The organism is Spirosoma rhododendri, assembly GCF_012849055.1.
Classification (GTDB): domain Bacteria; phylum Bacteroidota; class Bacteroidia; order Cytophagales; family Spirosomataceae; genus Spirosoma; species Spirosoma rhododendri.
Genome location: NZ_CP051677.1, coordinates 4,882,773 through 4,905,153, shown reverse-complemented (window position 1 = coordinate 4,905,153; position 22,381 = coordinate 4,882,773). Strand labels below are relative to the sequence as shown.

At 54.3% G+C, this 22,381-nt stretch carries 21 protein-coding genes and 1 pseudogene; 13 read left to right on the top strand and 9 right to left on the bottom strand.

The window, feature by feature from the left end:
- Positions 1-40 precede the first annotated feature (40 nt).
- The 6 genes and pseudogenes from HH216_RS20400 to HH216_RS20375 all read left to right on the top strand — a co-directional run bounded on the left by HH216_RS20400 (position 41) and on the right by HH216_RS20375 (position 6,647).
- Complete coding sequence (locus HH216_RS20400) at positions 41-1,783, top strand: GMC oxidoreductase (RefSeq protein ID WP_169552477.1); 1,743 nt, start codon at positions 41-43, stop codon at positions 1,781-1,783.
- 178 nt (positions 1,784-1,961) lie between these two features.
- On the top strand, positions 1,962-2,270 hold the full coding sequence (locus HH216_RS20395) for a four helix bundle protein (protein ID WP_254448532.1): 309 nt from the start codon (positions 1,962-1,964) through the stop codon (positions 2,268-2,270).
- Positions 2,267-2,904: pseudogene (locus tag HH216_RS20390) on the top strand (gluconate 2-dehydrogenase subunit 3 family protein). The gene HH216_RS20395 and the pseudogene HH216_RS20390 overlap by 4 nt, the downstream one beginning before the upstream one ends.
- A gap of 498 nt (positions 2,905-3,402) precedes the next feature.
- A complete protein-coding gene (locus tag HH216_RS20385; protein ID WP_169553459.1) occupies positions 3,403-4,929 on the top strand; it encodes a DEAD/DEAH box helicase in 1,527 nt (508 codons plus the stop codon).
- Between the two features lie 107 nt (positions 4,930-5,036).
- Positions 5,037-6,179 (top strand): DUF819 family protein, encoded by a 1,143-nt coding sequence (locus HH216_RS20380; protein ID WP_169552476.1) that lies wholly within the window; start codon positions 5,037-5,039, stop codon positions 6,177-6,179.
- Between the two features lie 18 nt (positions 6,180-6,197).
- Positions 6,198-6,647: a GNAT family N-acetyltransferase gene (locus HH216_RS20375; protein ID WP_169552475.1), complete on the top strand. Its 450-nt coding sequence runs from the start codon at positions 6,198-6,200 to the stop codon at positions 6,645-6,647.
- 418 nt (positions 6,648-7,065) lie between these two features.
- On the opposite strand, the gene HH216_RS20370 is transcribed toward HH216_RS20375, so the two are convergent.
- Both HH216_RS20370 and HH216_RS20365 read right to left on the bottom strand, forming a co-directional pair.
- Positions 7,066-8,661 carry a carbon-nitrogen hydrolase family protein gene (locus HH216_RS20370; protein ID WP_169552474.1) on the bottom strand — a complete coding sequence of 532 codons (1,596 nt, stop codon included), beginning with the start codon at positions 8,659-8,661 and terminating at the stop codon, positions 7,066-7,068.
- Between the two features lie 232 nt (positions 8,662-8,893).
- On the bottom strand, positions 8,894-9,910 hold the full coding sequence (locus HH216_RS20365) for a threonine aldolase family protein (protein ID WP_169552473.1): 1,017 nt from the start codon (positions 9,908-9,910) through the stop codon (positions 8,894-8,896).
- 128 nt (positions 9,911-10,038) lie between these two features.
- Here HH216_RS20365 and HH216_RS20360 point away from each other — a divergent pair, with 128 nt between their 5' ends.
- From HH216_RS20360 to HH216_RS20340, 5 genes are all read left to right on the top strand, one after another.
- A complete protein-coding gene (locus HH216_RS20360) occupies positions 10,039-10,641 on the top strand; it encodes a Uma2 family endonuclease (RefSeq protein WP_169552472.1) in 603 nt (200 codons plus the stop codon).
- 88 nt (positions 10,642-10,729) lie between these two features.
- On the top strand, positions 10,730-11,548 hold the full coding sequence (locus tag HH216_RS20355; protein ID WP_169552471.1) for an inositol monophosphatase family protein: 819 nt from the start codon (positions 10,730-10,732) through the stop codon (positions 11,546-11,548).
- A gap of 73 nt (positions 11,549-11,621) precedes the next feature.
- Positions 11,622-12,167: a YfiT family bacillithiol transferase gene (locus HH216_RS20350; protein WP_169552470.1), complete on the top strand. Its 546-nt coding sequence runs from the start codon at positions 11,622-11,624 to the stop codon at positions 12,165-12,167.
- A gap of 17 nt (positions 12,168-12,184) precedes the next feature.
- Positions 12,185-12,364, top strand: a complete 180-nt coding sequence (locus HH216_RS20345; RefSeq protein WP_169552469.1) for a FeoB-associated Cys-rich membrane protein — start codon at positions 12,185-12,187, stop codon at positions 12,362-12,364.
- 48 nt (positions 12,365-12,412) lie between these two features.
- Entirely contained in the window at positions 12,413-13,789 is a 1,377-nt protein-coding gene (locus HH216_RS20340) for a DUF4403 family protein (protein WP_169552468.1), read from the top strand.
- On the opposite strand, the gene HH216_RS20335 is transcribed toward HH216_RS20340, so the two are convergent.
- From HH216_RS20335 to HH216_RS20320, 4 genes are all read right to left on the bottom strand, one after another.
- The gene (locus HH216_RS20335; RefSeq protein WP_169552467.1) at positions 13,786-14,403 is read right to left on the bottom strand and encodes a DNA-3-methyladenine glycosylase family protein; all 618 of its coding nucleotides are present in this window, start codon (positions 14,401-14,403) and stop codon (positions 13,786-13,788) included. The two genes, HH216_RS20340 and HH216_RS20335, sit on opposite strands and share 4 nt — an antisense overlap.
- A gap of 571 nt (positions 14,404-14,974) precedes the next feature.
- A complete protein-coding gene (locus HH216_RS20330; RefSeq protein WP_169552466.1) occupies positions 14,975-15,292 on the bottom strand; it encodes a DUF6804 family protein in 318 nt (105 codons plus the stop codon).
- Positions 15,293-15,403: 111 nt separating this feature from the next.
- Positions 15,404-15,898: a methylated-DNA--[protein]-cysteine S-methyltransferase gene (locus HH216_RS20325; RefSeq protein WP_169552465.1), complete on the bottom strand. Its 495-nt coding sequence runs from the start codon at positions 15,896-15,898 to the stop codon at positions 15,404-15,406.
- 138 nt (positions 15,899-16,036) lie between these two features.
- Positions 16,037-18,010 (bottom strand): cytochrome c oxidase subunit I, encoded by a 1,974-nt coding sequence (locus HH216_RS20320; protein WP_174842724.1) that lies wholly within the window; start codon positions 18,008-18,010, stop codon positions 16,037-16,039.
- A gap of 373 nt (positions 18,011-18,383) precedes the next feature.
- Here HH216_RS20320 and HH216_RS20315 point away from each other — a divergent pair, with 373 nt between their 5' ends.
- Positions 18,384-19,019 carry a class I SAM-dependent methyltransferase gene (locus HH216_RS20315; RefSeq protein ID WP_169552464.1) on the top strand — a complete coding sequence of 212 codons (636 nt, stop codon included), beginning with the start codon at positions 18,384-18,386 and terminating at the stop codon, positions 19,017-19,019.
- A gap of 10 nt (positions 19,020-19,029) precedes the next feature.
- Here the strand turns inward: HH216_RS20315 and HH216_RS20310 are convergent, their stop codons facing one another.
- The gene (locus HH216_RS20310; protein ID WP_174842723.1) at positions 19,030-19,401 is read right to left on the bottom strand and encodes a hypothetical protein; all 372 of its coding nucleotides are present in this window, start codon (positions 19,399-19,401) and stop codon (positions 19,030-19,032) included.
- A 45-nt stretch (positions 19,402-19,446) separates the two neighbouring features.
- The gene (locus tag HH216_RS20305; protein ID WP_254448531.1) at positions 19,447-20,064 is read right to left on the bottom strand and encodes an RNA polymerase sigma factor; all 618 of its coding nucleotides are present in this window, start codon (positions 20,062-20,064) and stop codon (positions 19,447-19,449) included.
- 211 nt (positions 20,065-20,275) lie between these two features.
- On the opposite strand from HH216_RS20305, the gene HH216_RS20300 reads away from it, so the two are divergent.
- Complete coding sequence (locus tag HH216_RS20300; protein WP_169552463.1) at positions 20,276-21,784, top strand: glycine--tRNA ligase; 1,509 nt, start codon at positions 20,276-20,278, stop codon at positions 21,782-21,784.
- 137 nt (positions 21,785-21,921) lie between these two features.
- Here HH216_RS20300 and HH216_RS20295 read toward each other — a convergent pair whose 3' ends face one another.
- Positions 21,922-22,320 carry a LytR/AlgR family response regulator transcription factor gene (locus HH216_RS20295; protein ID WP_169552462.1) on the bottom strand — a complete coding sequence of 133 codons (399 nt, stop codon included), beginning with the start codon at positions 22,318-22,320 and terminating at the stop codon, positions 21,922-21,924.
- Positions 22,321-22,381 lie beyond the last annotated feature (61 nt).

Genomic DNA, 22,381 nt, shown 5'->3' with positions numbered 1-22,381 from the left:
TTCAACAGCGTGCTGTCTATTTCTAATCTCAACTTGTTGTATGGATCCCTTTCAGATCAAAAAAGCTCCGGTAGAGTACGATGTTGCCATCGTTGGTTCGGGAGCCGGTGGCGGTATGGCCGCCTACTCGCTTGCCAAATCAGGGGCAAAGGTCGTACTGCTCGAAGCCGGAGGCTATTTCGACCCTGCCGACCCGAAATACATTACCCAGCTAAAATGGCCGTGGGAGTCGCCCCGGCGCGGTGCCAGCACGACCCGCCCGTTTGGTGATTTCGACGCGGCCTGGGGTGGCTGGGATATCGAGGGTGAACCGTACACAACGGCGAAAGGGACCGAGTTTCACTGGTTCCGCTCGCGGATGCTGGGGGGGCGCACCAACCACTGGGGTCGTATCTCGCTCCGCTTTGCTCCCGACGATTTCCGACGCAAAAGCATGACCGGTATCGGCGAAGACTGGCCAATCGGCTACGACGACCTCAAGCCATTCTACGACCGCGTTGACAAACTGATTGGCGTATTTGGCTCGATTGAAAACATGCCGTCGGAGCCGGATGGTATTTTCCTGCCCGCCCCTAAACCGCGTCTGCACGAGTTGATGATCCGCAAGGGCGCACGTAGCATCGGGGTACCCGTCATCCCGTCGCGTCTGTCGATCCTGACCAAGCCCATCAACGACGAGCGCGGTCAGTGTTTCTATTGCAGTCAGTGCGGCCGGGCGTGTCAGGCGTATGCCGATTTCTCGTCGTCGTCGGTGCTGGTGAAGCCCGCCATGAAAACGGGCAACGTCACCCTTATCAACGGCGCTATGGTCCGTGAAGTGATGACCGACCCGGCGACGGGCTTGTGTACCGGCGTCAGCTACGTCGACACGCAGACCTTGCAGGAGGTGACGATCAAGGCGAAGACGGTGGTGCTGGCAGCTAGTGCGGGCGAAACGGCGCGGCTGCTGCTTAACTCGAAGTCGGCCCGTTTCCCGAATGGTCTGGCCAACAGCAGCGGTGTCGTCGGTAAGTACATCAACGACTCGACAGGTGCCAGCCGGTCGGCGTTTATCCCGGCCCTGATGGACCGCAAACGGTACAATGAAGATGGTGTCGGCGGGATGCACGTCTTCACACCCTGGTGGCTCGACAACAAGAAACTGGATTTTCCGCGCGGCTACCACATCGAATACTGGGGTGGTATGGGCATGCCTGCTTACGGCTTCGGTTGGGGTATCGAAGCGATGAACGGTATGATGGCCGCCCGCGACGGGGCGAAAAAGCCGGGCGGTGGCTACGGTGCCAGCCTGAAAGACGATTACCGTCGGTTCTACGGTGCCTATATCGGCATGGCCGGTCGGGGTGAGCCGGTGCCGCTCGAAAGTAACTACTGCGAAATTGACCCCAACGTGGTCGACAAATACGGTATCCCGGTGCTGCGCTTCAACTACAAATGGTCGGATTACGAGATCAAGCAAGCCAAGCACATGCAGGATACGTTTGAGGAGATCATCCACGCATCGGGTGGTATCGCGTTGGGTAACAAACCCGGTGCTGACACGAACTACGGGCTGGAAGCGCCGGGCAAGATCATCCACGAAGTTGGTACGGCGCGGATGGGTAAAGACCCCAAAAACTCGGTGCTGAACGGCTATCAGCAGGCTCACGACGTGAAAAACCTGTTCATCGTCGACGCGGCTCCGTTCCCCTCGCAGGGCGACAAAAACGTTACCTGGACGATCCTGGCCAGCTCGATGCGCACCTCGGAGTACATTTCGGATTTGGCAAAGAAAAAGGTTTAAGGTTTTCGGTTTAAGGTTTAAAGTTGGTCTGATGGCGACGTTGCAACGGTTTGAGGAATTGAAAGCATGGCAACAGGCGCGTCTGGTATCGAAGGAAGTGTACTAGATTACGTCGAATGGCGCGTTTGCTTGTGACTTCGACCTGCGGAGTCAGATACGACGGGCGAGTGGTTCTGCTATGGATAACATTGCCGAAGGCTTCGAACGTGGAGGTAAAGGCGAGTTTATCCAGTTTCTCGGCATGGCCAAAGGATCGGCTGGCGAAGTACGATCGCAGCTGTACCGCGCCCTCGACCAACAATATATCGATCAAACCGCTTTCGATCACCTATGCAGTCAGGCAGAATTAATCAGCAAACTGATTGCTAATCTGATTGCCTACTTGAACCGAACTGATTACAAGGGTACCAAATACATTGTGAAAGAAGAGTTGGGGGAATACAACATTGAACCTCAAACGTCAAACATGAAACCCTACGAAGTATGAAACGCAGAGACCTGCTCAAAGGCATACCCGTTACGGCATTTGGCTTTGCCGTCAACCCCACAGAAGCGGCTGTACCCGCACCGCCAGACGTTAAGCCGCTAAAAATACCCGGCGGACGGCAGAAGTTCGAAGCCGTGCGCGACGCGGCTCTGAACGCCGAGAAGTTCTTTACCCCCACGAGTTGCAGACCGTTACCGTGCTGTCGGATATCATCATCCCGGCCGATGCGAAGTCGGGGAGTGCGTCGCAGGCGGGCGTACCGGCCTTCATCGAGTTTATGATGAAAGATCAGCCCCGCAACCAGACCCCCATGCGTGGCGGCATCCGGTGGCTCGATAACACCTGCACCAAGCGCTACGGCAAGCCATTCGTGGAGTGTACCAAAGCGCAACAGATTGATATGGTCGATCAGATTGCTTACCCAGCCATCGCGAAGCCTGACATGACACAGGGCGCGTCGTTCTTTACCATGATGCGCAACCTGACCGCCAGCGGATTCTTCAGCAGCCAGATGGGTATCAAAGACATCGGCTACGTTGGTAACACGCCCAACCAGTGGGACGGTGTCCCCGACGACGTGTTGAAGCAGTACGGCCTCGCCTACGAAGAGCGCGAACTGAACGCAGGCAAATAAGGTGTTTCTGAACTGTGATTTTTGTGATTGCTTTGATTTCGCTGATTGTTCTGAACTGTGATTCATCTGATTACATGATTTCGCTGATTCACAGGAAAGGAATCACAGTCTATCAAAGCAATCACAAGAATCACAGTTCAAGACCATCTGAACTGTGATTCTTGTGATTACATGATTTCCCTGATTCACAGAAAAAGAAAATCACAGCTAGTCAAAGCAATCACAAAAAATCACAGTTCAGACAAAATAAAACCCCGCATCGAATACGGATGCGGGGTTTTATTTTGTGAACAAATGGCAATTGCCGGTTACTAAGTGGGTCGAAAAGCTGTCGATTTTGTTGCTTTTTTTGTATATTTGGCATAAATCAATCGGACCGTCGTAGCGACGGTTGCTGACCGGGGAAACAAGGTCAGCGTTGTATCACATCAAGTAGCTGAACTCTTGACATTTTCCGAATTCAATCTCCACGACGACCTGTTGGCTGGCGTGGACGCCATGAACTACCTGAAGGCAACGCCCATTCAGGAGATGGCCATCCCCCGCATTCTGGAGGGGAAAGACCTGATCGCCAGTGCCCAAACCGGGACCGGTAAAACAGCCGCCTACCTCATTCCGCTGCTCGACAAGATTTCGCACGCCAACCACGACCACACCAGTACGCTGATTCTGGTGCCGACGCGGGAACTGGCCAAGCAGATTGACGAACAGGTGGAAGGCTTTGGCTACTTTGTACAGGCCAACAGCATCGCGATCTACGGCGGTGGTAAGGGCGACGACTGGGACAAGCAGCGCAAAGCCCTCGAAACGGGTGCTGATATCATCATCGCCACCCCCGGACGGCTTATCGCGCACATGCAGCTCGGTTACGTCAAATTCGACAAGATCGACTACCTCGTGCTCGACGAAGCCGACAAAATGCTCGACATGGGCTTTTCCGACGATATTCTGAACATTGTCGACAAGATCCCGGCCAAGCGGCAAACCCTGCTGTTTTCGGCTACGATGCCCAACAAAATCCGCACGTTTGCCAGTCGCATCCTGACGGAAACGGAAGAAATCCGGCTGGCGGTGTCGAAACCAGCCGCTGGTATCGATCAGCAATTTTACCTCGCTTACGACAATCAGAAGCTGCCGCTGTTGGCCCACCTGATTAAAACCAGTACCAAACCGGTACAAAGCATGGTACTGTTTACGTCGCGCAAGTCGGAAGTGAACAGCATCGTTCGGGCACTGAGCAAGCTTAATTACGAAGCGCGGGGCATCAGCTCCGACCTTGAGCAGGACGAGCGCGAAGTCGTGTTGCGCGATTTCAAAAACAAGTCGTTCCCGATTCTGGTGGCCACCGACGTGCTCTCGCGCGGTATCGACATTGACAACCTGACGCACGTGGTGAACTACGACATCCCGCGCGACGCCGAAGATTACGTACACCGTATCGGCCGGACAGCACGGGCCGCCACAACCGGAACGGCCATCACGTTTATCAGCGATCAGGACCAGAACCGTATTGTCGCGATCGAAAAGCTGATCGAGCGCGAGCTTGATAAGCAATCGATTACAGAAGAGTTAGGCATGGGTAGGTCGCCCGTGTTCGACCCGAAGCGGTTTAGCGGACTGCGTGGCAAAGGCGGTTCAGGCCGTGGAAATGGCGGACGCAACGACAACCGTGGCCGGGGCGACGATCGTAATCGTACACCACGCAACCCGCAGCCCGCGTCGGCTGAAACTACCTCAGAAGGAGCAGTTGAAGGGATGGTTAGCGAAACGAAAACTGATGATAAACGATCGTCGCGCAATGATCGCCGACGTCGGCAGAAGAACCGGCCTGGTACGGCTGAGCCGGGTATGACCCCGACCGCGAGTGATGGTGCTGCGACAGATGGACAGCAAACGCAGGCTGTCAGTGCCGATGGCGTACCCTCCGACAAACCCAAACGCCGGAAAAAACGTCGTCGGGGGCCACGTGGGGAAGGCCAATCGCCGGAAGCCGCGACAGCACCTCCCGTGCCGGTAGCGGAATAAACGAATCGATCAGATAGTGAATAAACAAAGCCCGGCTCTCAATGGCCGGGCTTTTTCGGTTGTAATGTGGCTGTGCGTGCGTAGTTTACAGACTAATCCTACCGCCTGTGACCGACCCTGTTTTCATCCTGACTGTGCTGTGTGCCAACGTCGTGCTGTGCGAATGGCTCATCAAAAAGCCACTTTTTGGGCATATCGGTACCGCCCTGCTGGTTATCATCCTGACGGCCGTAGAAGCTAATGTGGGGCTTATCCCGACCGTCGAAACACCGATTTACGCCGGGATCTTCGACTACGTCGCGCCATTTTCGCTGTTTCTGCTGCTGCTCAGCGTCAACCTGAAAGACGTACGACTGGCGGGTCTGCCCATGCTTACGATGTTTCTGATCGGCTCGGTAGGTACTATCGTGGGGGTGCTGGTGAGCGTGTGGGTGTTTGCGGCCCCGCAGACGGTAGGCAGACTGTTCTACGCGCTGGCGGGGATGTTTACCGGCACGTACATTGGCGGTAGCATCAACTTCCACGCGGTGGCCCTGCACTACGGCGTCTCGAAAGCGGGCAATCTGTTTATTGCCGCTACAGCCGCCGACAATATCATTACGGCGATCTGGATGGGGGCTACGATCAGCCTGCCGCGCCTGTTGCAGTCGCGCTACCCCCGGCAGTTACCCACCGCTGCGGCACCCGTTCCCGGCGGAATAACCGCTGCCGATCCTTTTTCTGACACGGAAACGGTTGGTCCGGCTGATCTGGCAATCCTGCTGACGCTGGCACTGGGGAGTATTTTTGTGTCGAAACAACTGGCGGCTGTACTGCCGGGCCTGCCGTTTGTGCTGATCCTGACAACGGTCGCGCTGGTGCTGGCGCAGTTCCGGCGCGTCAACCGGCTACGTGGTGGGCGACTGCTGGGCCTGTTCGGTATCTACGTTTTTCTGGCCGTGATCGGGGCGTACTGCGATGTGCTGGCCCTGGTGCGCGATGGCCAACTGGCCCTTACGCTGTTCGGCATGATTCTGCTGCTGGTGCTGATTCATGCCGGATTCATCTTCGGGCTGGGTGCACTGTTTCGGCAGGACTGGGCCGTGCTGGGTATCGCGTCGCAGGCTAACATCGGCGGGGCCACGTCGGCACTGGCGCTGGCCCGCAGTCTGAATCGCCCCGACCTGCAACTGCCCGCCGTGCTGGTCGGAACGCTGGGCAACGCTATCGGTACGTATCTTGGTATTCTGGTCGCTGAACTGCTTCGTTGACCGCCACTCCAGCCACTCATGCAACTCCACCCCATTCCGCACCATCCCAACCGTTCCGACGCTCTGTACCAATCCCCGGACGTACAGACGCTACTGGACGTGTACGAATCGTACTACCCAACTAGTGGGTTTACTCCGCCCTGGATTGGCTACTTCATCGTGCGCGATGGGACCGTTGTGGGGAGTTGCGCCTTCACCGGTCAGCCAGTCGATGGGCGGGTCGAACTGGCGTACATGACGTTTCCGGTCTACGAACGGCAGGGCATAGCTTCGTTTGCCTGTCAGGCGTTGCTGGCGATTGCGCACGAAACGGACCCGTCGATTAGCGTAATCGCCAAAACTAGTCCCGAACCCAATGCGTCGACCCGTATTCTGGAGCGCAACGGGTTTCGGTACGATGGCATCGTGCAGGATCACGAGATTGGCGATGCCTGGTTGTGGGTGCGTACGCCCAACAACCGGGTATAAAAGGGGCCACTCAGATACTTGGCTAACGAGGTTCTTTCGCTTCGCTTAAAAATAATCTTCGTCTTCACCGGCGGGGCGCTTGCCGAACAGATATGAAACGAACACATAAAAAATGCTTGATTTGAGGATTCTGTAAACAGAAGATTTTGGCTTTTTCTTGCTACGTGAAACTGATGTTCGGGTAAGTAACCGTCTGGATAAATTTATTGTCATGGATCGTGTCGATTAAGTATTACTACCGTCAAAGTACGATCGCTAACTGGACTCAGATGTTAAATCGGTGTTAAGTATATTGTACGGGTATTTTTTATAACGTGCAGATAGTCAGTTATTTATTTGAAAATATGATAGTATAAACGACTAACGCCACCGCTCAATTAAGAGCGGTGGCGTTAGTCGTTTATACGCAGAATGTATCTCAGTCTGCCACCACAATGAGTGGAGCAACGCGCTCCGGGCTGTTTTCGGGATCGGCTTTGCGTTCAACAGCCTTTCGGGCTATCTTCTTGAGTTTCACGTCGTAGAGGTCGGTACGCCGGTCTTTCAGCACCTGTACTGCCCCGTGCTCGTGCAGTTCTTTCAGCAGGCTCAGGTCGACGTCGGCGATCAGCACCATCTCGGTGTTGGGCGTCGCTTCGGCCTTTACCGCGTTGGTTGGGAACTGAAAATCCGACGGGGTGAAAACTGCCGACTGCGCAAAGTTGATGTCCATGTTATGGACCTTAGGCAGGTTGCCGACGCAGCCTGCAATGGCCACGTAGCATTCATTCTCGATGGCCCGGGCCTGCGCACAGTGCCGCACGCGTGAGTAGCCGTTCTGCGTGTCGGTCAGGAAGGGGACAAACAGAATCTGAATGCCCTGCTGAGCAAGAATGCGGCCCAGCTCAGGAAATTCAACGTCGTAACAGATCACCATGCCTACTTTGCCGCAGTCGGTGTCGAACGCCCGAATCTCGTTGCCGCCAACCATGCCATAGTGCTTCACTTCGTTGGGCGTAATGTGGATCTTGCGGTACTCCTCAAACGACCCGTCGCGCCGACACAGGTAAGCCACGTTGTACAGCTTCCCGTCTTCATCGACCAGCGGCATCGATCCACCCACGATATTGACGTTGTACGAGATTGCCAGTTCGCATAGCCGATCCCGTACCGGCTCGGTGTAGTCCGCTAGTTTGCGAATCGCGACAGGCTCCGGCAGGTCGTTGAACTCCGCCATCAGGGGCGTGTTGAAAAACTCCGGCAACACCATAAAATCGGCCCGATAGTCGCTGACCGCGTTAGCGAAAAACTCGACCTGATCCATAAACGCGTCGAGGTTTTTGAACAGACGCATCTGCCACTGAATTACGCCCAGCCGAATAATCGAGTCGGTATGCGGTTTTTTATCTTCCTCCTTGACGTAGTAAATGTTGATCCACTCCAGCAGCGTCGCGTACTCTTTCGACTCGGTATCACCGGGCAGGTAGCCACGCAACACCTTCCTGACGTGGAAGTCATTCGATAACTGAAAGGTCAGCGTCGGGTCGTAAATCTCTTTTTGCTTCACCTTCGTGATGTATTCACGGGGGCTAAGCTCATCGGAATATTTGTTGTAATTCGGAATCCGGCCACCAGCAACGATACCTTTCAGGTTGAGCTGTTCACAAACTTCTTTGCGGGCGTCGTAGAGCCGCCGGCCCAGGCGCAGATCGCGGTAGTCGGGGTGAACAAACACCTCGATACCGTACATGTAGTCGCCCTCGTCGTTATGCGTTTTGAAGGTATAGCCGCCGGTGATTTCGCTGTACGTGTGGTTGTCGCCGAAATCATCGTAGCGCACCCGAATGGACAGCGCGCAAGCCACCACCCGGCCGTCGACTTCAACGCAAAATTGACCTTCGGGAAACATATTGAGCAGCTTGTTGATCTTGCTCTTTTCCCAATAGTCACCGCCGATGCCGCTGTATACTTCGATCATCGCTTCCTTAAGGTCCTGATAATCGTTTTTCTGTAGATTTCTTACTTGTATATGCATAGTGTTATTTCTGACCGTTGATTGAGGTGATTTTTTCTGAACTGTGATTTTTGTGATTACGCTAATAGACTATGATTTTCTTTTCTGTAAATCAGCGAAATCAGATAATCAATTGTAATCACAGTTCAGGACAATCTGAACTGTGATTCGCCTGATTACTTTGATGGACTGTGATTTCCTTTTCTATGAATCAGTGAAATCACGTAATCAGATGAATCACAGTTCAGGACAATCAAAGTTCAAGACGATTTTCCAGTTCGTGCAGCATATCGTCGGTAAAGTCGAGGTGCGTGACGAAACGAACCAGATGCTTGCCAAACGATACGGCTTTGATGCCCTTGCTGCCTAAAGAATTAACATAATCGGCGGCTAGTATGGTTTCGGGAAGGCGGAAAATGACAATGTTCGTGTCGATGGGCAGAATGTCCTGCACGACCGGGAGTCGTTCCAGCATGGTCCCGATCCGGCGGGCGCGGGCGTGGTCGAGTTTCAGCCGTTCGACGTGGTGATCCAGGGCGTAGATGCCCGCTGCGGCCAGAAAACCGGCCTGCCGCCAGCCACCACCCATCAGCTTCCGGTACCGGCGCGCCTGCCGGATCACGTCGGCCGTGCTGAGCAGCACTGACCCTACCGGACAGCCCAGCCCTTTCGACAGACAGATGCTGATCGAGTCGAACAGTTGTCCGTAGGCCTGCGTCGGTTCGCCCGTTTCGACCAGCGCGTTGAACAGCCGGGCACCGTCGAGGTGAAGGATCAGGCCGTGCTCGTCGCACACCTGTCGGATGGCCGCAATCTCCGGGATCGTATAGTAGCAGCCCCCACCTTTGTTGATCGTATTTTCCAGCACTACCAGCCGGGAAAGGGGCTTGTGCGGGTCGGCGGGGGAGTAGATATGTCCGCGAATCAGGTCAGGCGTCAGTTTGCCGCGTTCGCCCTGCGGCAGACTCGCCGACGCCAGCGCATTGACCGAAATACCACCCCCTTCGTACTGATACACGTGCGACAGGTAATCGCAGATCACGTCGTCGCCGGGGCGGCAATGAGTACGGATGGCGAGCTGATTGGTCATCGTACCGCTGGCGCAAAACAGGGCCGCTTCCATGCCGAACAGGGCGGCTGCTTTGGCTTCCAGCGCGTTGACGGTCGGGTCGTCGCCCAGCGCATCGTCGCCGAGAGGGGCGGTAAACATAGCCTCGCGCATGGCGGGCGTGGGTTGCGTAACGGTATCGCTGCGAAGGTCAATAATCATTTTATAAAGGTCGGTCAGAATGCTGTGTGGGCCAAGCGATGCCCCGGTTAAGATTGGGCAAAATGCGCGTCAGCGTTGAACAGGCGCGGCAAATGTGTAGTTTTACGACGCACCGTTTACCCATCCATATGCTGGCTGCTGACCCGAATCATACGCCCATGACTATCGACGAGTACCTGCTTCGGGAGGAAAAAAGCGAGGTTCGCCATGAGTTCTACGATGGTCACGTGTACGCGATGGCAGGCGACACTGTCAACCATAACCGGCTGATCGACAATGCAAAGGATAGCCTGAAGAGCCAGGTCAGAAAGCGTGGCTGCCAGGTCTTCTTCGAAAATATGAAGGTCGATGTAATGCAGGGTGTATACATGCCATACCCGGACGTAGTGCTGACCTGCCATCCGTTCGATTTGCGGGGTGATGATACTGTCGTCCGGCAACCCCGGCTGTTGATTGAAGTACTGTCAAAGTCGACGGCTTCTCAGGACCGGGGGTTTAAATGGCTGCGTTACCGCCGGATGCTGTCACTGTGGTACTACATGCTAATCGACCAATATTCCACTACGGTAGAACTGTTTAGCCGGGTTGAGGAAACCGACGAATGGATCAACACCGTCTACGAACACCTGAACGACGTGATCGTATTGCCCCGGCTGAACTGCGAACTGCCCCTCGCCGATATCTACGCCGACATTGAACTGATTCCTGAACATTCAGCTGACACAAATTAAGATCAACACGGCGGCACAGAGAACACAAAGGTTTTATCACCAACTTTCTCTCAGTTCTCCGTGCCTCTGTGTTTAAAACTCATTTCTCGTGAATTACAATCTAGCTCAGATTACCGACGAAATCAGTGCCATCGCCATCGATGCGGGGGCGTTTTTATTGCAGGAACGCAGCCGGTTTCAGCCCGACGCCATCGAATACAAGGGCCTGAACAACCTGGTGTCGTACGTCGACAAAGAAACGGAGAAGCAACTGGTCGAGCGGCTTAGTAAGCTGCTGCCCGAAGCCGGATTTATCACCGAAGAGGGTACGACAGGGCAGGACGCCGACAAAAACGCGCTCAACTGGATCATCGACCCCCTCGACGGTACGGCTAATTTCATCCACAACCTACCCGTGTTCTCGGTCAGTATCGGTCTGGCGCAGGGCAGCACGCCTATTGCCGGTGTCATCTACGACCCCAATCGCGATGAATGCTTTTCCGGCTGGCAGGGTGGGGGTGCGTGGCTGACGCACAAAGGCCAACGCTCGCCAATCCGGGTGTCGGGCGCAACGAAGCTCGGCGAAAGCCTGATTGCCACTGGCTTTCCGTACTATCAGTTCGATCAGATGCAGCCGTATTTGCACATTCTGGAGTCGCTGATGCAGCAGACCCACGGCCTGCGCCGGATGGGGTCGGCGGCTATCGACCTGGCGTACGTTGCCTGCGGGCGGTTCGAAGCATTTTACGAATACAACCTCAACTCGTGGGACATGGCCGCTGGTGTGTTGCTCGTGCGTGAAGCCGGTGGTGTCGTCACCGACTTTACTGGTGGCAACGAATTCCTCTTTCGGGGCGACGTCGTTGCCGGTTGTCCCGCCCACACCGAGTTGATGGCCGTAATTCAGGAATATTGGGGGCAGGTTTAATGGTTAAGGTGTAAGGTTCAACGTTGTTGACCGACCTACCCTTAAACGTTGAACCTTAAACATCAAACGATTTATGAAATTCACCTCCGACCCCGACCCACTGCGGTACCCGATTGGGCAGCACGACCTGACTGTTGAGCCCGATGCTGAACAGGTACAGCACAACATCGTCAGCATTGCGGCCCTACCGCTGAAACTGATCGAACTGGTGCAGGACTGGTCTGACGAGCAGCTCGATACACCGTATCGGCCCGGCGGCTGGACCGTCCGGCAACTGGTGCACCACATCGCCGACAGCCACATCAACGCCTACCAGCGCACCAAGCTGACCCTCACCGAGTCGAACCCGACGATCAAGCCGTACGATGAAGGCGCGTGGGCCGAGTTGCCCGACTCGACCCTTCCGATCGTGCCCTCGCTGCACCTGCTGACGGCCCTGCATCAGCGGTGGGTAACGATACTGCACAGCCTGTCGGCCGAAGACTTGCAGCGGACGTATTACCATCCCGGCATGCACCAGTCGTTCACGCTGGCCACGATGACAGGTCTGTACAGCTGGCACGGTGAGCACCATTTTCAGCATGCCTACCGGCTGGCCGAACGGAACGCCTGGCTGTAAAGGATTGTTAGCCGACTATGCAGGAACTCATCATCGGTCTCATTTTTGCCGTAGCTCTGTTTTATCTGGGGCGTCGGGCATACCGTAGCTTTTTCAGCAAGAAAGCTGGTTGCGGCAAGGGGTGTGGCTGCGCTACAGATACCTCGGCGCCAACCGTACGAATACTGGAAAAAGGCAAGCTAAACCGGGTATCCTAACATTTTGCGGCTGGCCCCTGTTTACACAATCAGTAAATAGAGTAACCAATGCCCCGAATCTTTACATACGCCCTCTTACTCCTTTGCAGCCTGATTAGCTGTCAGCGGGTCAAACCTGAATTGCCCGTTGCTCAGAACTATGAACCGGCACTGACCGAACCAATATCGTATCTGGCTGGTCAGATCACGTTTCCAATCGATGAACTCGAGCGCAAGATCAACAAAGCACTTGACCCTGTGCTGGTTACGGAGGAGGCATTTGAAGGGAAATCGGGTGAAGCCTGGCGGCTGCGCGTCGAGCGCACTGGCCCTGTCAAGATTCACTACGACAATCAGCAGGCATTCTTCTCGGCCCCCCTGCGCGTATTGTACAGCAACCCGATTGCCCTGACAAAAAAGCGGAAGAGCCATACCTTGTGCGCCCTGTCAGTCAATTTCGCGTCGCCCCTGTCAGTTGGCGAAAACTGGCGCCTGACGACGCGCTCTCAGCTCAAAGATTACGAGTGGATTCAGAAACCGACGATTAAACTGCTCGGTATAAAAATCAACGTAACGAAGCTGGCCGACAACATTCTTCAGAAACGCCGGGCCGACATTCAGACGATAATTGACAAGGCGGTTCGCGACGAACTACAGTTGAACAAAGAGGTTCACAAAATATGGACTGATATGCAGAACCCCCTGCGGATCAGTAAGAAGCCCGCCGAGTTATGGCTGGTACCCAAGCCATTCAGTGTGGCAACCTCTCCCGTACGAGGTGGGAAAAACGCCATCATCGTACCCATTCGCATTGCGTTTCGGGTAGGAACGAAAGTCGGAGAAAAGCCAGTGCTGACGGAACGGGAGCCCCTGCCCCGACTCATGCGCCGTGATTCGCTGGCCGGTGAGTCGAGCCTACACGTGCTGACGTTTGTGACCTATGATGACATCAACCGGGTGTTGTCGGAGACGATTAAAAACGACAAGATCAGCCTGTCGGGTAAGAAGCTGACTATCAAAAATGCCGCTATATCGGGAGGGGGAAAGTCGCTGATTCTCAAAACGGATGTAAAGGGCATCGTCAACGGCACGCTCTACTTCCGGGGGAAGCCGCACTACGACACGCTGACGAATACGCTGACTGTGCAGAACCTGGATTTCGATGTGCAGACGCGCGAAACATTGATGAAAACCGCTGATTGGCTACTGCACGACTCCCTCCGCGACACACTACAGGCGGTTACGGTGGTGCCGCTCAGCAAAGAAATCGAGCAGTTGCCAACCAAAATAGAAACCGCCTTTGAGAAGGGCGGTCCCGGCAAAAACACCGATCTGGATATCAAAACCTTCCGGCTGGTTCCGCAGCGGCTCGTGGTCCGGCCCACCGGTATTCAGGTACTTATCAGCGTTCAATCGCGGATCAACGTGACCGTTCAGCATATCTAGGCGGGTTTCCATTTCCATAGGTATCTACTGGCCGTGCTGCGGTAGGGTTGCCACGGCGCAGCAATTTCGTGCAGCACCTTGTAGAGTACCCGTCCGGTCAGCCCGGCGGTTCGCTCCGGGTAAGCCCGCACCATACGCTGCCGGATAACCAGATCATCGATGGGAAATACGTCGGGTCGGTCGAGCACAAACAGCAGCAGCATCTCGACTGTCCACCGGCCAACGCCCCGGATGGGCAACAGATATTGCACAATTTCCTCGTCGGTCAGTGTATCGACGTAAGCCCGATCCAGCGAATGCTCCCCCGCGAACGTTGCCACGCTGCGCAGGTAGCCGATTTTCTGCCCCGACAGGCCCGCGCTACGCAGTTCGTCGGTTGTCAGCAGCAGCAGTTGATCGGCGTGAGGATAGTTGTCGGCGAACAGGGCGCGAAACCGGCGGAAGATAGCGTCGGCGGCTTTGACCGAAATCTGCTGCGACACGATGCTTTCCAGTAGAGCGAGGTACAGGTCGTTAGCCCAGTCGGCAAAGGCGGGTTGGGGGGCAGGCGTCTGCTCAATAATGGCTGCCAGAACCGGATCCTGACTGAGATGGCGAATGGCTTCGGGTGGCATGCAATGACTTGCTTTCGTGCAAATTAGCTGTGGGTAACGCGTTTGTGTTTATTGGAGAGAGGTTGTATAACTACCATTATGTTATTCGATTTTCTTAGTAGTGACAATATCCTCAGCTAACATCACTATGATTTCTTATACAGGAAAAATACTATAATGAAAGCAGTAATAAAGCTGCCAAACGCACCAGCAAAAACGTATCTGTAGAGTTTCACACGACTAGATTTTTCAGAATTAGAAAGTATGAAGTCAAAGTTTTCTATGATCGAAGACTTTAAAAATAATCTGTAGAATAAGTAAGGTATCATTAGTGCAAATACAGAAGCCTTTAAAAAATCAAGACGCAAGGGTCCTGAGAGCTTTACTATTATACCTTCGAGCAGAATTAATGCAGCTATATAATAGACGTACAGAACGGTACTAAATCTCGTGAAAGCGGATTTTTTAGCTGATTCAGGAGATTCACTTTTACAATAAGCCAGATAAGCCCCTTGCTGTAGATTAATAAGAAAACGCCTGAGATTGACTATCACTGATTTGTTATATAAGTGGAATTATAATAAGTAAACGCTTAAAACTGGCGCTGATCTTGCTTTCCTGAAGGCTTGAAGGCTAATCGAATAAAGGCAGCAGCAGTAACCAAATCAATGATACGCCAAGTTTGCTGAGGCAGATGAATAGGAACCAATGGGTTAAACAGGATAGCCACCATTAGCAAACCAATCAACGCTACAACTGAGTCCCTTACTTGTATAGCGACACAGATGGCTACGCCACAAACTATGATCCGCAAAAAGGTAAAAAAACCATAAGGCAGAGATAACGCAGCTAGAGTAGCCAGGAATAACAAGACAGCCGCTGTTAGGAGAATTGCTCGGTACATCTTCATGATCTAGAAAGAGAATATCCTAGTTTTTCATACTTAAACCTGTTATATAATCAGTTATATGTCAATCAGTTGCCAATTGTAAATCGCAGCTGCCATCCTTACAAACGCGCATCAAAACAGGCTTAGTTGTCCCTGCTTTTGGGCTGGTAACGCTCCTTCATGTTCGAGGAGCCATTGCTTGCGCCAAAGCCCACCCGCGTAGCCCGTCAGCGATCCGTCGGAGCCGATAATCCGGTGGCAGGGTACGACGACCCAAAGCGGATTTTTACCGTTGGCAGCCGCTACCGCCCGTATTGCCTTCTCGTCGCCCAGCCGGCGGCTTAGGGTCAGGTACGATTCCGTCGTGCTGAAGGGAACGTCGCGCAGGGCCTGCCAGACGCGCTGCTGAAACGGTGTTCCGGCCGGATTGATCGGAAAGTCGAAGGTTTGGCGTGTGCCGGCAAAATAAGCCGTCAGTTGTTCGGCTGCCTGTCGTAGTGGGAGAGGGGCTTCAGCAGTAGCGTTTTCCGGGGCGGGTTCGTCGGTGCAGGTGATCGCTGAGACACCCGTTTCGTCGCCTGTGATGAGCACCGGACCAAGCGGAGAGAGAATCGATAAAACAGCCATGGTAGTCGTAAATGGACTGGTAAGGTACGATTCTGGCTGTAGATAAACACGGGGCTAGTGCCGAAAATGAGCGCGCCAGCCACAAAAAACGCCCGACTTAGCTGAGTCGGGCGTTTGGGTACTGGAGCAAAGCGCTGGTCAGTGGGGCTGCTTGAACTGATCGTTGAGATTTTGCGCTTCGATGGCCGTTTCTGTTGGAATTTGTTCTGTCTCGTGGGGCAGGTTCGACGAAAGTGTCTGCGAATAAGGGATGTTCTGCGGGATGTAATCTTCGTCAGCGCCCGGTTTGCTATAGTCGTAGGGCCAGCGGTAAACGGCGGGTAGCTCGCCCGGCCAGTTACCATGACCGGGTCGGATGGGCGTTGTCCATTCCAGCGTGTTCGAATGCCAGGGGTTTTGTGTGGCTCTGCGGCCCCGAATCAGGCTGTTGATAAAATTATAGACGAAGATCCACTGCGCGGCAAACGTAACCACGGCGGCTATTGTGATAAACGAATTCATGTCACCGAACACATTCTTGGTGAAATCATAGCTGGTAAACGCATAATATCGGCGCGGAAAGCCAGCGATGCCGAGGTAGTGCATGGGGAAGAAAACCAGGTAGATACCCACGAATGTCAGCCAGAAGTGAACGTAGCCCAGGCGTTCGTCCATCATGCGCCCGAACATCTTGGGGAACCAGTGATACGTCCCCGCCAGCAGGCCGAAAGCCGACGCGGCCCCCATCACCAGGTGGAAGTGGGCGACGACGAAATACGTGTCGTGCAGTTGAATATCGAGCGCCGAGTTACCCAGGATAATACCCGTCAGGCCGCCCGAGATAAAGAACGAAACGAAGCCGATACAGAACAACATGGCTGGGGTAAACCGGATGTTGCCCCGCCAGAGTGTTGTGATGTAGTTGAACGCTTTAACGGCCGACGGTACCGCGATGATCAGCGTCAGAAACATAAAGATGGACCCCAAAAACGGGTTCATCCCCGACACGAACATATGGTGCGCCCAAACGCCAAACGACAGGAACGCAATACCGATCATCGAGGCAATCATGGCGCGATAGCCGAAAATAGGTTTCCGGGCGTTGGTCGCAATTATTTCTGATGAAATACCCAGCGCAGGCAACAGCACGATGTACACTTCCGGGTGACCCAGAAACCAGAACAGGTGCTGAAACAGGATGGGACTACCCCCCACGTTGGGCAATGCTTCGCCTTTGATATAAATCTCCGACAGGTAGAAACTTGTCCCGAAGCTACGGTCGAAGATCAGCAACAGCACCGCCGACAGCAGAACCGGAAACGAGATCAGGCCCAGAATGGCGGTCAGGAAAAACGCCCAGATTGTAAGCGGCAACTTGCTGAACGACATACCCCGGGTTCGCAGGTTGATAACCGTGGTGATGTAGTTGATGCCACCCAGCAGCTGCGATATGATAAACAGCGCCATGCTCCCCAGCCACAGCGACGTACCCAGCCGTGAACCGGGGATGGCCTCCGGGAGCGCACTCAATGGCGGATACATAACCCAGCCGCCAGCCGACGGACCCGTTTCGACAAACAGCGACGAGAACATAACGACGCTGGCCAGGAAGAAAAACCAGTACGACAGCATATTCAGGAAACCCGACGCCATGTCGCGCGCACCAATCTGGAGCGGAATCAGGAAATTAGAAAACGTGCCGCTGAGCCCGGCGGTCAGCACGAAAAAGACCATGATCGTACCGTGCATCGTCACCAGCGCCAGGTAGAACTCCGGGTCAAGCTGACCGTTTTCGCCAACCCATTTTCCCAGAATCGGGCTTAGAAAACCGAGCTTCATCGTCGGGAATCCCAGTTGCAGCCGGAAAATGACCGACATGCTGAGACCGACGACGGCCCAGAGAATCCCCGTGATGAGGTACTGCCGCGCGATGGTCTTGTGATCTTCCGAGAAAATGTACCGGCTCAAGAAACTCGGTGGTTCGTGATGCTGATGGGCAACCTGCGTGCCGCCTTCGGCTGAATCGGGCAGATCGGGCGGGGTGGCAAACGAGCCGTCCCGCATACGGCCGTAACCTGAGAATATCCAGCCCAGAAAAATGGCCGAGATGAGAAGAACGCCAGTAATAAGCATAAGGGTAGGGAGTTGAGTATTCGCAGACGACCTGCGCCGGTATAACGGCCGGGCTACGACAGCTACCCTCAACTCAAACATCTAGTGAGGAAATGGGTGACCCTCACTCGGTTGCCTTATCGGATTGGTGCGATGTTGGTGGATTTGTTCGAACGCGCTTCCCAATACTGCTACAGCGTCTGCTCCAGCGTTGGCGTATTCGCTCGCGCTGCTCGGGAATGCCCGAAGGGTATGGCATAAAACATGTAGTCGTCACAAAAGAAAAACCAGATTTTATTGTATTTATTTACGCTAATTGCTATTCAGTGATTAACAGATATCAGCCTTTAAAAAATACGGTAGTGAACGTATACATACTTCAATCAACAAAACTATGCTGACAGATGTGAAACGGCGGGTGTATACCTGGGAAGATGCGGAAGCTCCGCACTCCTGCCACTACGTAACCCCGAAGGTGATAGAATGTGTGGAGGCACTGCGCCCCCGGCGCATTCTGGATATGGGCGCGGGCAACGGAGCCTTGTGTGCCGATCTGGTTCGGGCCGGGTACGATGCCGTTGGAACGGATTACGACGAGAAGGGTATCGACATTGCCCGGCAAACCTACCCCAACCTGACGTTTTACGCCTACGGTGTGCAGCATGACCCGGCGGAGATGCTGGAAACCGAAGAAAAGTTTGATATGGTGGTATCTACCGAAGTAGTTGAACACCTGTACAATCCGCATCAGCTATTTACCTATGCGTCGGCAGTGCTGAACGAAGGCGGGTATCTGCTCGTGACAACGCCTTACCACGGGTACTGGAAAAATCTGATGATTACCCTACTTGGTAAATGGGACCAACACCACGCCCCGCTCTGGTACGGTGGCCATATTAAGTTTTTCAGCAAACAATCACTCCGGCAGCTTTTTGCCGACACGGGTTTCGACCCAATCGAGTTTCACGGCGTTGGCCGCTTTCCCTATTTCTGGAAAAGTATGGCCGTGCTGGGGCGTAAGCGGAGCTAATAAGAATTTGCTACGAAGCGTCGGTTGAGTCGGTTGGGGGCGTCGATCGGTCTGGGCGGCATCGGTTGCCCCAAAATTGCCGCATCCGGTCGCGCTGTTCGGGCGTCAGCTTCTGCCAGTGTTCGGCCATACGGCCTTTCCACTGGTCGCGTTTGAACGTGCCAAAGTCGGTCCGGTTCCAGGGGCCGCGAAAACCACCAAACAGCAGTCGCGACAATACCAGCAGGGCAATGGCCTGCCAGAAAGTGATGGCTGAAACTCCCCGTACCAGCAGGGGAAGGGTAAGGTTCCAAAGGCTCATTACAGCGAAGCCCATCACGCCCACAAACAAGGTCGTGAACAGGACAAATCGCAGTACCTGACTAAATCGAAATCGCTTCATAATTAAATTAACTCAGTGCGGTTAAGTAGGGGCTAAACTAGCTGATTAGTCGGTCAGGTCGTCGTACAGATCCTGGAGCCGTTCGCGCAGGTGCAGTATGGCGTATCGTTTCCGCGACAGTAACGTGTTGACCGAAACCCCCAGTTCAGCCGATATGTCTTTAAACGGTTGTCCGTCGATCTCGTGTCGCCAGAATACGTCCCGCTGTTCGGCAGGTAATTCCTCCAGCGCGTCGGTCAGCGAATCCAGAAAAGCCTCGCGAAAGAGTTCGGTTTCTGGTGAATTATCCGAGCCGATAAAGTCCATCAGCATCGGGATATCGTCGTCCAATGAGTCGTCACCGAGGGGCGCATTGAGGGAAACGGGGCGGGGCTTCCGATACCAGTCCGCGATTTTATTGCGGGCCACGGCGAACAGCCACGCGGCCGCCCGACCGATGGGGCGCGTCAGTCGGTACGCTTCCGTCAGTTCATAGAAAACGTCCTGAAGCACGTCTTCGGCGGCTTCGGTATCGGGCAGGCGACGGCGGATAAAGTCGAACAGGCGACCGCGTTCACGCCGGACCGTCTCCTGAATCTGGTCGTTCTGCGCCTGCCAGCCGCCTGAGTCTGGGCCATCCGGTGGAGTAATCAACTGGGTATATGTCAGCGTGGTTGCATTCACTGGTAAGCTGAACCATCGAAAGAGCGGCTCATACGGATAGAGTCGGTTTCGGAACAAAAATATTGTAGTGAACCGACCACTATTTACGGATTGTATCGCTGAACGGTCGGGATTGTGGTTTGCCGGGCAAGGGGTTGTACAGACGGTTGTTGGTGAAAAAGCAGTCGGGTATACGGCCTTGTGATTGGTTATCGTACTTTTGCGGTTACGTATGAGCACTACACAAAACGCGTCCGCCGAAACACCGGCGGCATCCTTGCAGGATATAATTGCCCACGCTAAGGAATACGGCTTCGTATTTCCGTCCTCCGAAATCTACGATGGGCTACAGGCCGTGTACGACTACGGTCAGAACGGGGTTGAACTGAAGAATAACCTGAAAACGCTGTGGTGGAAAGCCATGACGCAACTCCACGACAATGTGGTTGGTATCGACGCGTCGATTTTCATGCACCCGCTGACCTGGAAAGCGTCGGGTCACGTCGACTCGTTCAACGATCCGATGATTGATAACCGCGATTCCAAGAAACGGTACCGGGCCGACCAACTGCTCGAACTGAAAGCGGAAGAATATGCCAACGCGGGCGATGAAGCGCGCAGCACTGCGCTGTTACAGGAGATGGGTCGGCTGCTGGGCGACAATGATCTGGAGGGTGTCCGCAATCTGATTATCGCCGAAGGCATCAAAGACCCCGTGTCGGGCACCGACAACTGGACCGAAGTGCGGCAGTTCAACCTGATGTTTTCGACCCAGGTCGGTTCGCTGGCTGAAGACGCCAGCCTGATCTATCTCCGTCCCGAAACGGCACAGGGTATTTTCGTCAATTTTCTGAACGTGCAGAAAACGGGCCGGATGAAGGTACCATTCGGGATTGCGCAAATCGGTAAGGCGTTCCGCAACGAGATCGTAGCCCGGCAGTTCACGTTCCGTATGCGCGAATTCGAGCAGATGGAAATGCAGTTTTTCGTTCGCCCCGGCACCGATCAGGAGTGGTACGAACGCTGGCGCGATACGCGGATGAAGTTTCACCAGGCCATCGGCTTGCCCGCCGAGAAGCTCAAATTCCACATCCACGAAAAGCTGGCTCACTACGCCAACGCAGCCGTTGACATCGAGTACAAGTTTCCGTTTGGTTTCCGCGAGATGGAAGGCATTCACTCGCGTACCGATTTCGATTTGAAAGCGCACCAAGAGCTGAGCCGTAAGAAGCAGCAGTACTTCGACAATGACGTCGACCCGGCAACGGGTAAGCCCTACGGTAACTACATCCCGTACGTGGTCGAAACGTCGGTTGGGGCCGACCGGCTGTTCCTGGCGACGTTCTGCAACGCGTTTACCCGCGAAACCGTCGGCGAAGGCGACGACAAAAAAGAGCGGACGTACCTGAAGTTGCACCCGGCACTGGCACCCGTGAAAGCGGCTGTGTTCCCGCTGGTGCGTAAGGATGGTCTGCCGGAGAAAGCAGAGCAGATCGTTAAAAGTCTGCGTTCGGAATTCCGGGTAGTCTACGAAGAGCGCGACGCCATCGGCAAACGATACACCCGGCAGGATCTGATCGGTACACCGTTCTGCATCGCCGTCGACTACCAGACGCTGGAAGATGACACCGTAACGATCCGGTACCGCGACACCACCGAGCAGATTCGTATCCCGATCAGCGAACTCAAAGCCCGCATCGGCCAGGAAGTCTCGATGGAGCGGGTACTGGAAAAAATGTAGTTCAAGGTTTAAAGTCTAACGTTTAAGGTTGCCTTCACTGAACCTTAAACGTTAGACTTTAAACCTTGAACCTTAAACGTAAAAAGGGTGGTCGAATCAAGCGATTCGACCACCCTTTCTTTTTACAGCTATCGGGATCAGTTGAGGTGTGGCATCATAGAAACCAGTTGACGGCGTACTGTGCTCCACCGCCGACGCGACACTGGAAGTTTGTCGCCTGTGGTCAGGTGTACTACGCCCCCCGCGTCGGTCCGCTCCAGCCGATCGATGTATCGGCGGTTTACCACGCAGTTGCGGTGTAGTCGGATAAACCAGTCGGAGGGAAGTTTGGGGGTGTAGTATTTAAGGGTGCGGGGCATCAGCATTCGCTTGCCGTCCATCCAGTTGAGCCAGCTGTAGTTAGCAACGGCCTGCATATAGACCAGATCAGAAACGGGGAATGACTGCCGGCCTGACTCACGAAGATACAGTTTGAGCGGTGGCCAATCGGCGGGCATCGTGCGCGATGCAGGTGTGATAGATGAAAAGTAAGTCATACGGTTGATAGCGACTAGAGTTTGCTGGAGAAAGGCTGTATGCAATGTTAAGCAACGCCTA

Excerpts from the sequence above, each read along its gene's own strand:
- HH216_RS20400 (WP_169552477.1), top strand. The coding sequence starts at position 41 with ATGGATCCCTTTCAGATCAAAAAAGCTCCGGTAGAGTACGATGTTGCC.
- HH216_RS20395 (WP_254448532.1), top strand. The coding sequence starts at position 1,962 with ATGGATAACATTGCCGAAGGCTTCGAACGTGGAGGTAAAGGCGAGTTT.
- HH216_RS20385 (WP_169553459.1), top strand. The coding sequence starts at position 3,403 with ATGAACTACCTGAAGGCAACGCCCATTCAGGAGATGGCCATCCCCCGC.
- HH216_RS20375 (WP_169552475.1), top strand. The coding sequence starts at position 6,198 with ATGCAACTCCACCCCATTCCGCACCATCCCAACCGTTCCGACGCTCTG.
- HH216_RS20370 (WP_169552474.1), bottom strand. The coding sequence starts at position 8,661 with ATGCATATACAAGTAAGAAATCTACAGAAAAACGATTATCAGGACCTT.
- HH216_RS20365 (WP_169552473.1), bottom strand. The coding sequence starts at position 9,910 with ATGATTATTGACCTTCGCAGCGATACCGTTACGCAACCCACGCCCGCC.
- HH216_RS20360 (WP_169552472.1), top strand. The coding sequence starts at position 10,039 with ATGCTGGCTGCTGACCCGAATCATACGCCCATGACTATCGACGAGTAC.
- HH216_RS20350 (WP_169552470.1), top strand. The coding sequence starts at position 11,622 with ATGAAATTCACCTCCGACCCCGACCCACTGCGGTACCCGATTGGGCAG.
- HH216_RS20345 (WP_169552469.1), top strand. The coding sequence starts at position 12,185 with ATGCAGGAACTCATCATCGGTCTCATTTTTGCCGTAGCTCTGTTTTAT.
- HH216_RS20340 (WP_169552468.1), top strand. The coding sequence starts at position 12,413 with ATGCCCCGAATCTTTACATACGCCCTCTTACTCCTTTGCAGCCTGATT.
- HH216_RS20335 (WP_169552467.1), bottom strand. The coding sequence starts at position 14,403 with ATGCCACCCGAAGCCATTCGCCATCTCAGTCAGGATCCGGTTCTGGCA.
- HH216_RS20330 (WP_169552466.1), bottom strand. The coding sequence starts at position 15,292 with ATGAAGATGTACCGAGCAATTCTCCTAACAGCGGCTGTCTTGTTATTC.
- HH216_RS20325 (WP_169552465.1), bottom strand. The coding sequence starts at position 15,898 with ATGGCTGTTTTATCGATTCTCTCTCCGCTTGGTCCGGTGCTCATCACA.
- HH216_RS20320 (WP_174842724.1), bottom strand. The coding sequence starts at position 18,010 with ATGCTTATTACTGGCGTTCTTCTCATCTCGGCCATTTTTCTGGGCTGG.
- HH216_RS20315 (WP_169552464.1), top strand. The coding sequence starts at position 18,384 with ATGCTGACAGATGTGAAACGGCGGGTGTATACCTGGGAAGATGCGGAA.
- HH216_RS20310 (WP_174842723.1), bottom strand. The coding sequence starts at position 19,401 with ATGAAGCGATTTCGATTTAGTCAGGTACTGCGATTTGTCCTGTTCACG.
- HH216_RS20300 (WP_169552463.1), top strand. The coding sequence starts at position 20,276 with ATGAGCACTACACAAAACGCGTCCGCCGAAACACCGGCGGCATCCTTG.
- HH216_RS20295 (WP_169552462.1), bottom strand. The coding sequence starts at position 22,320 with ATGACTTACTTTTCATCTATCACACCTGCATCGCGCACGATGCCCGCC.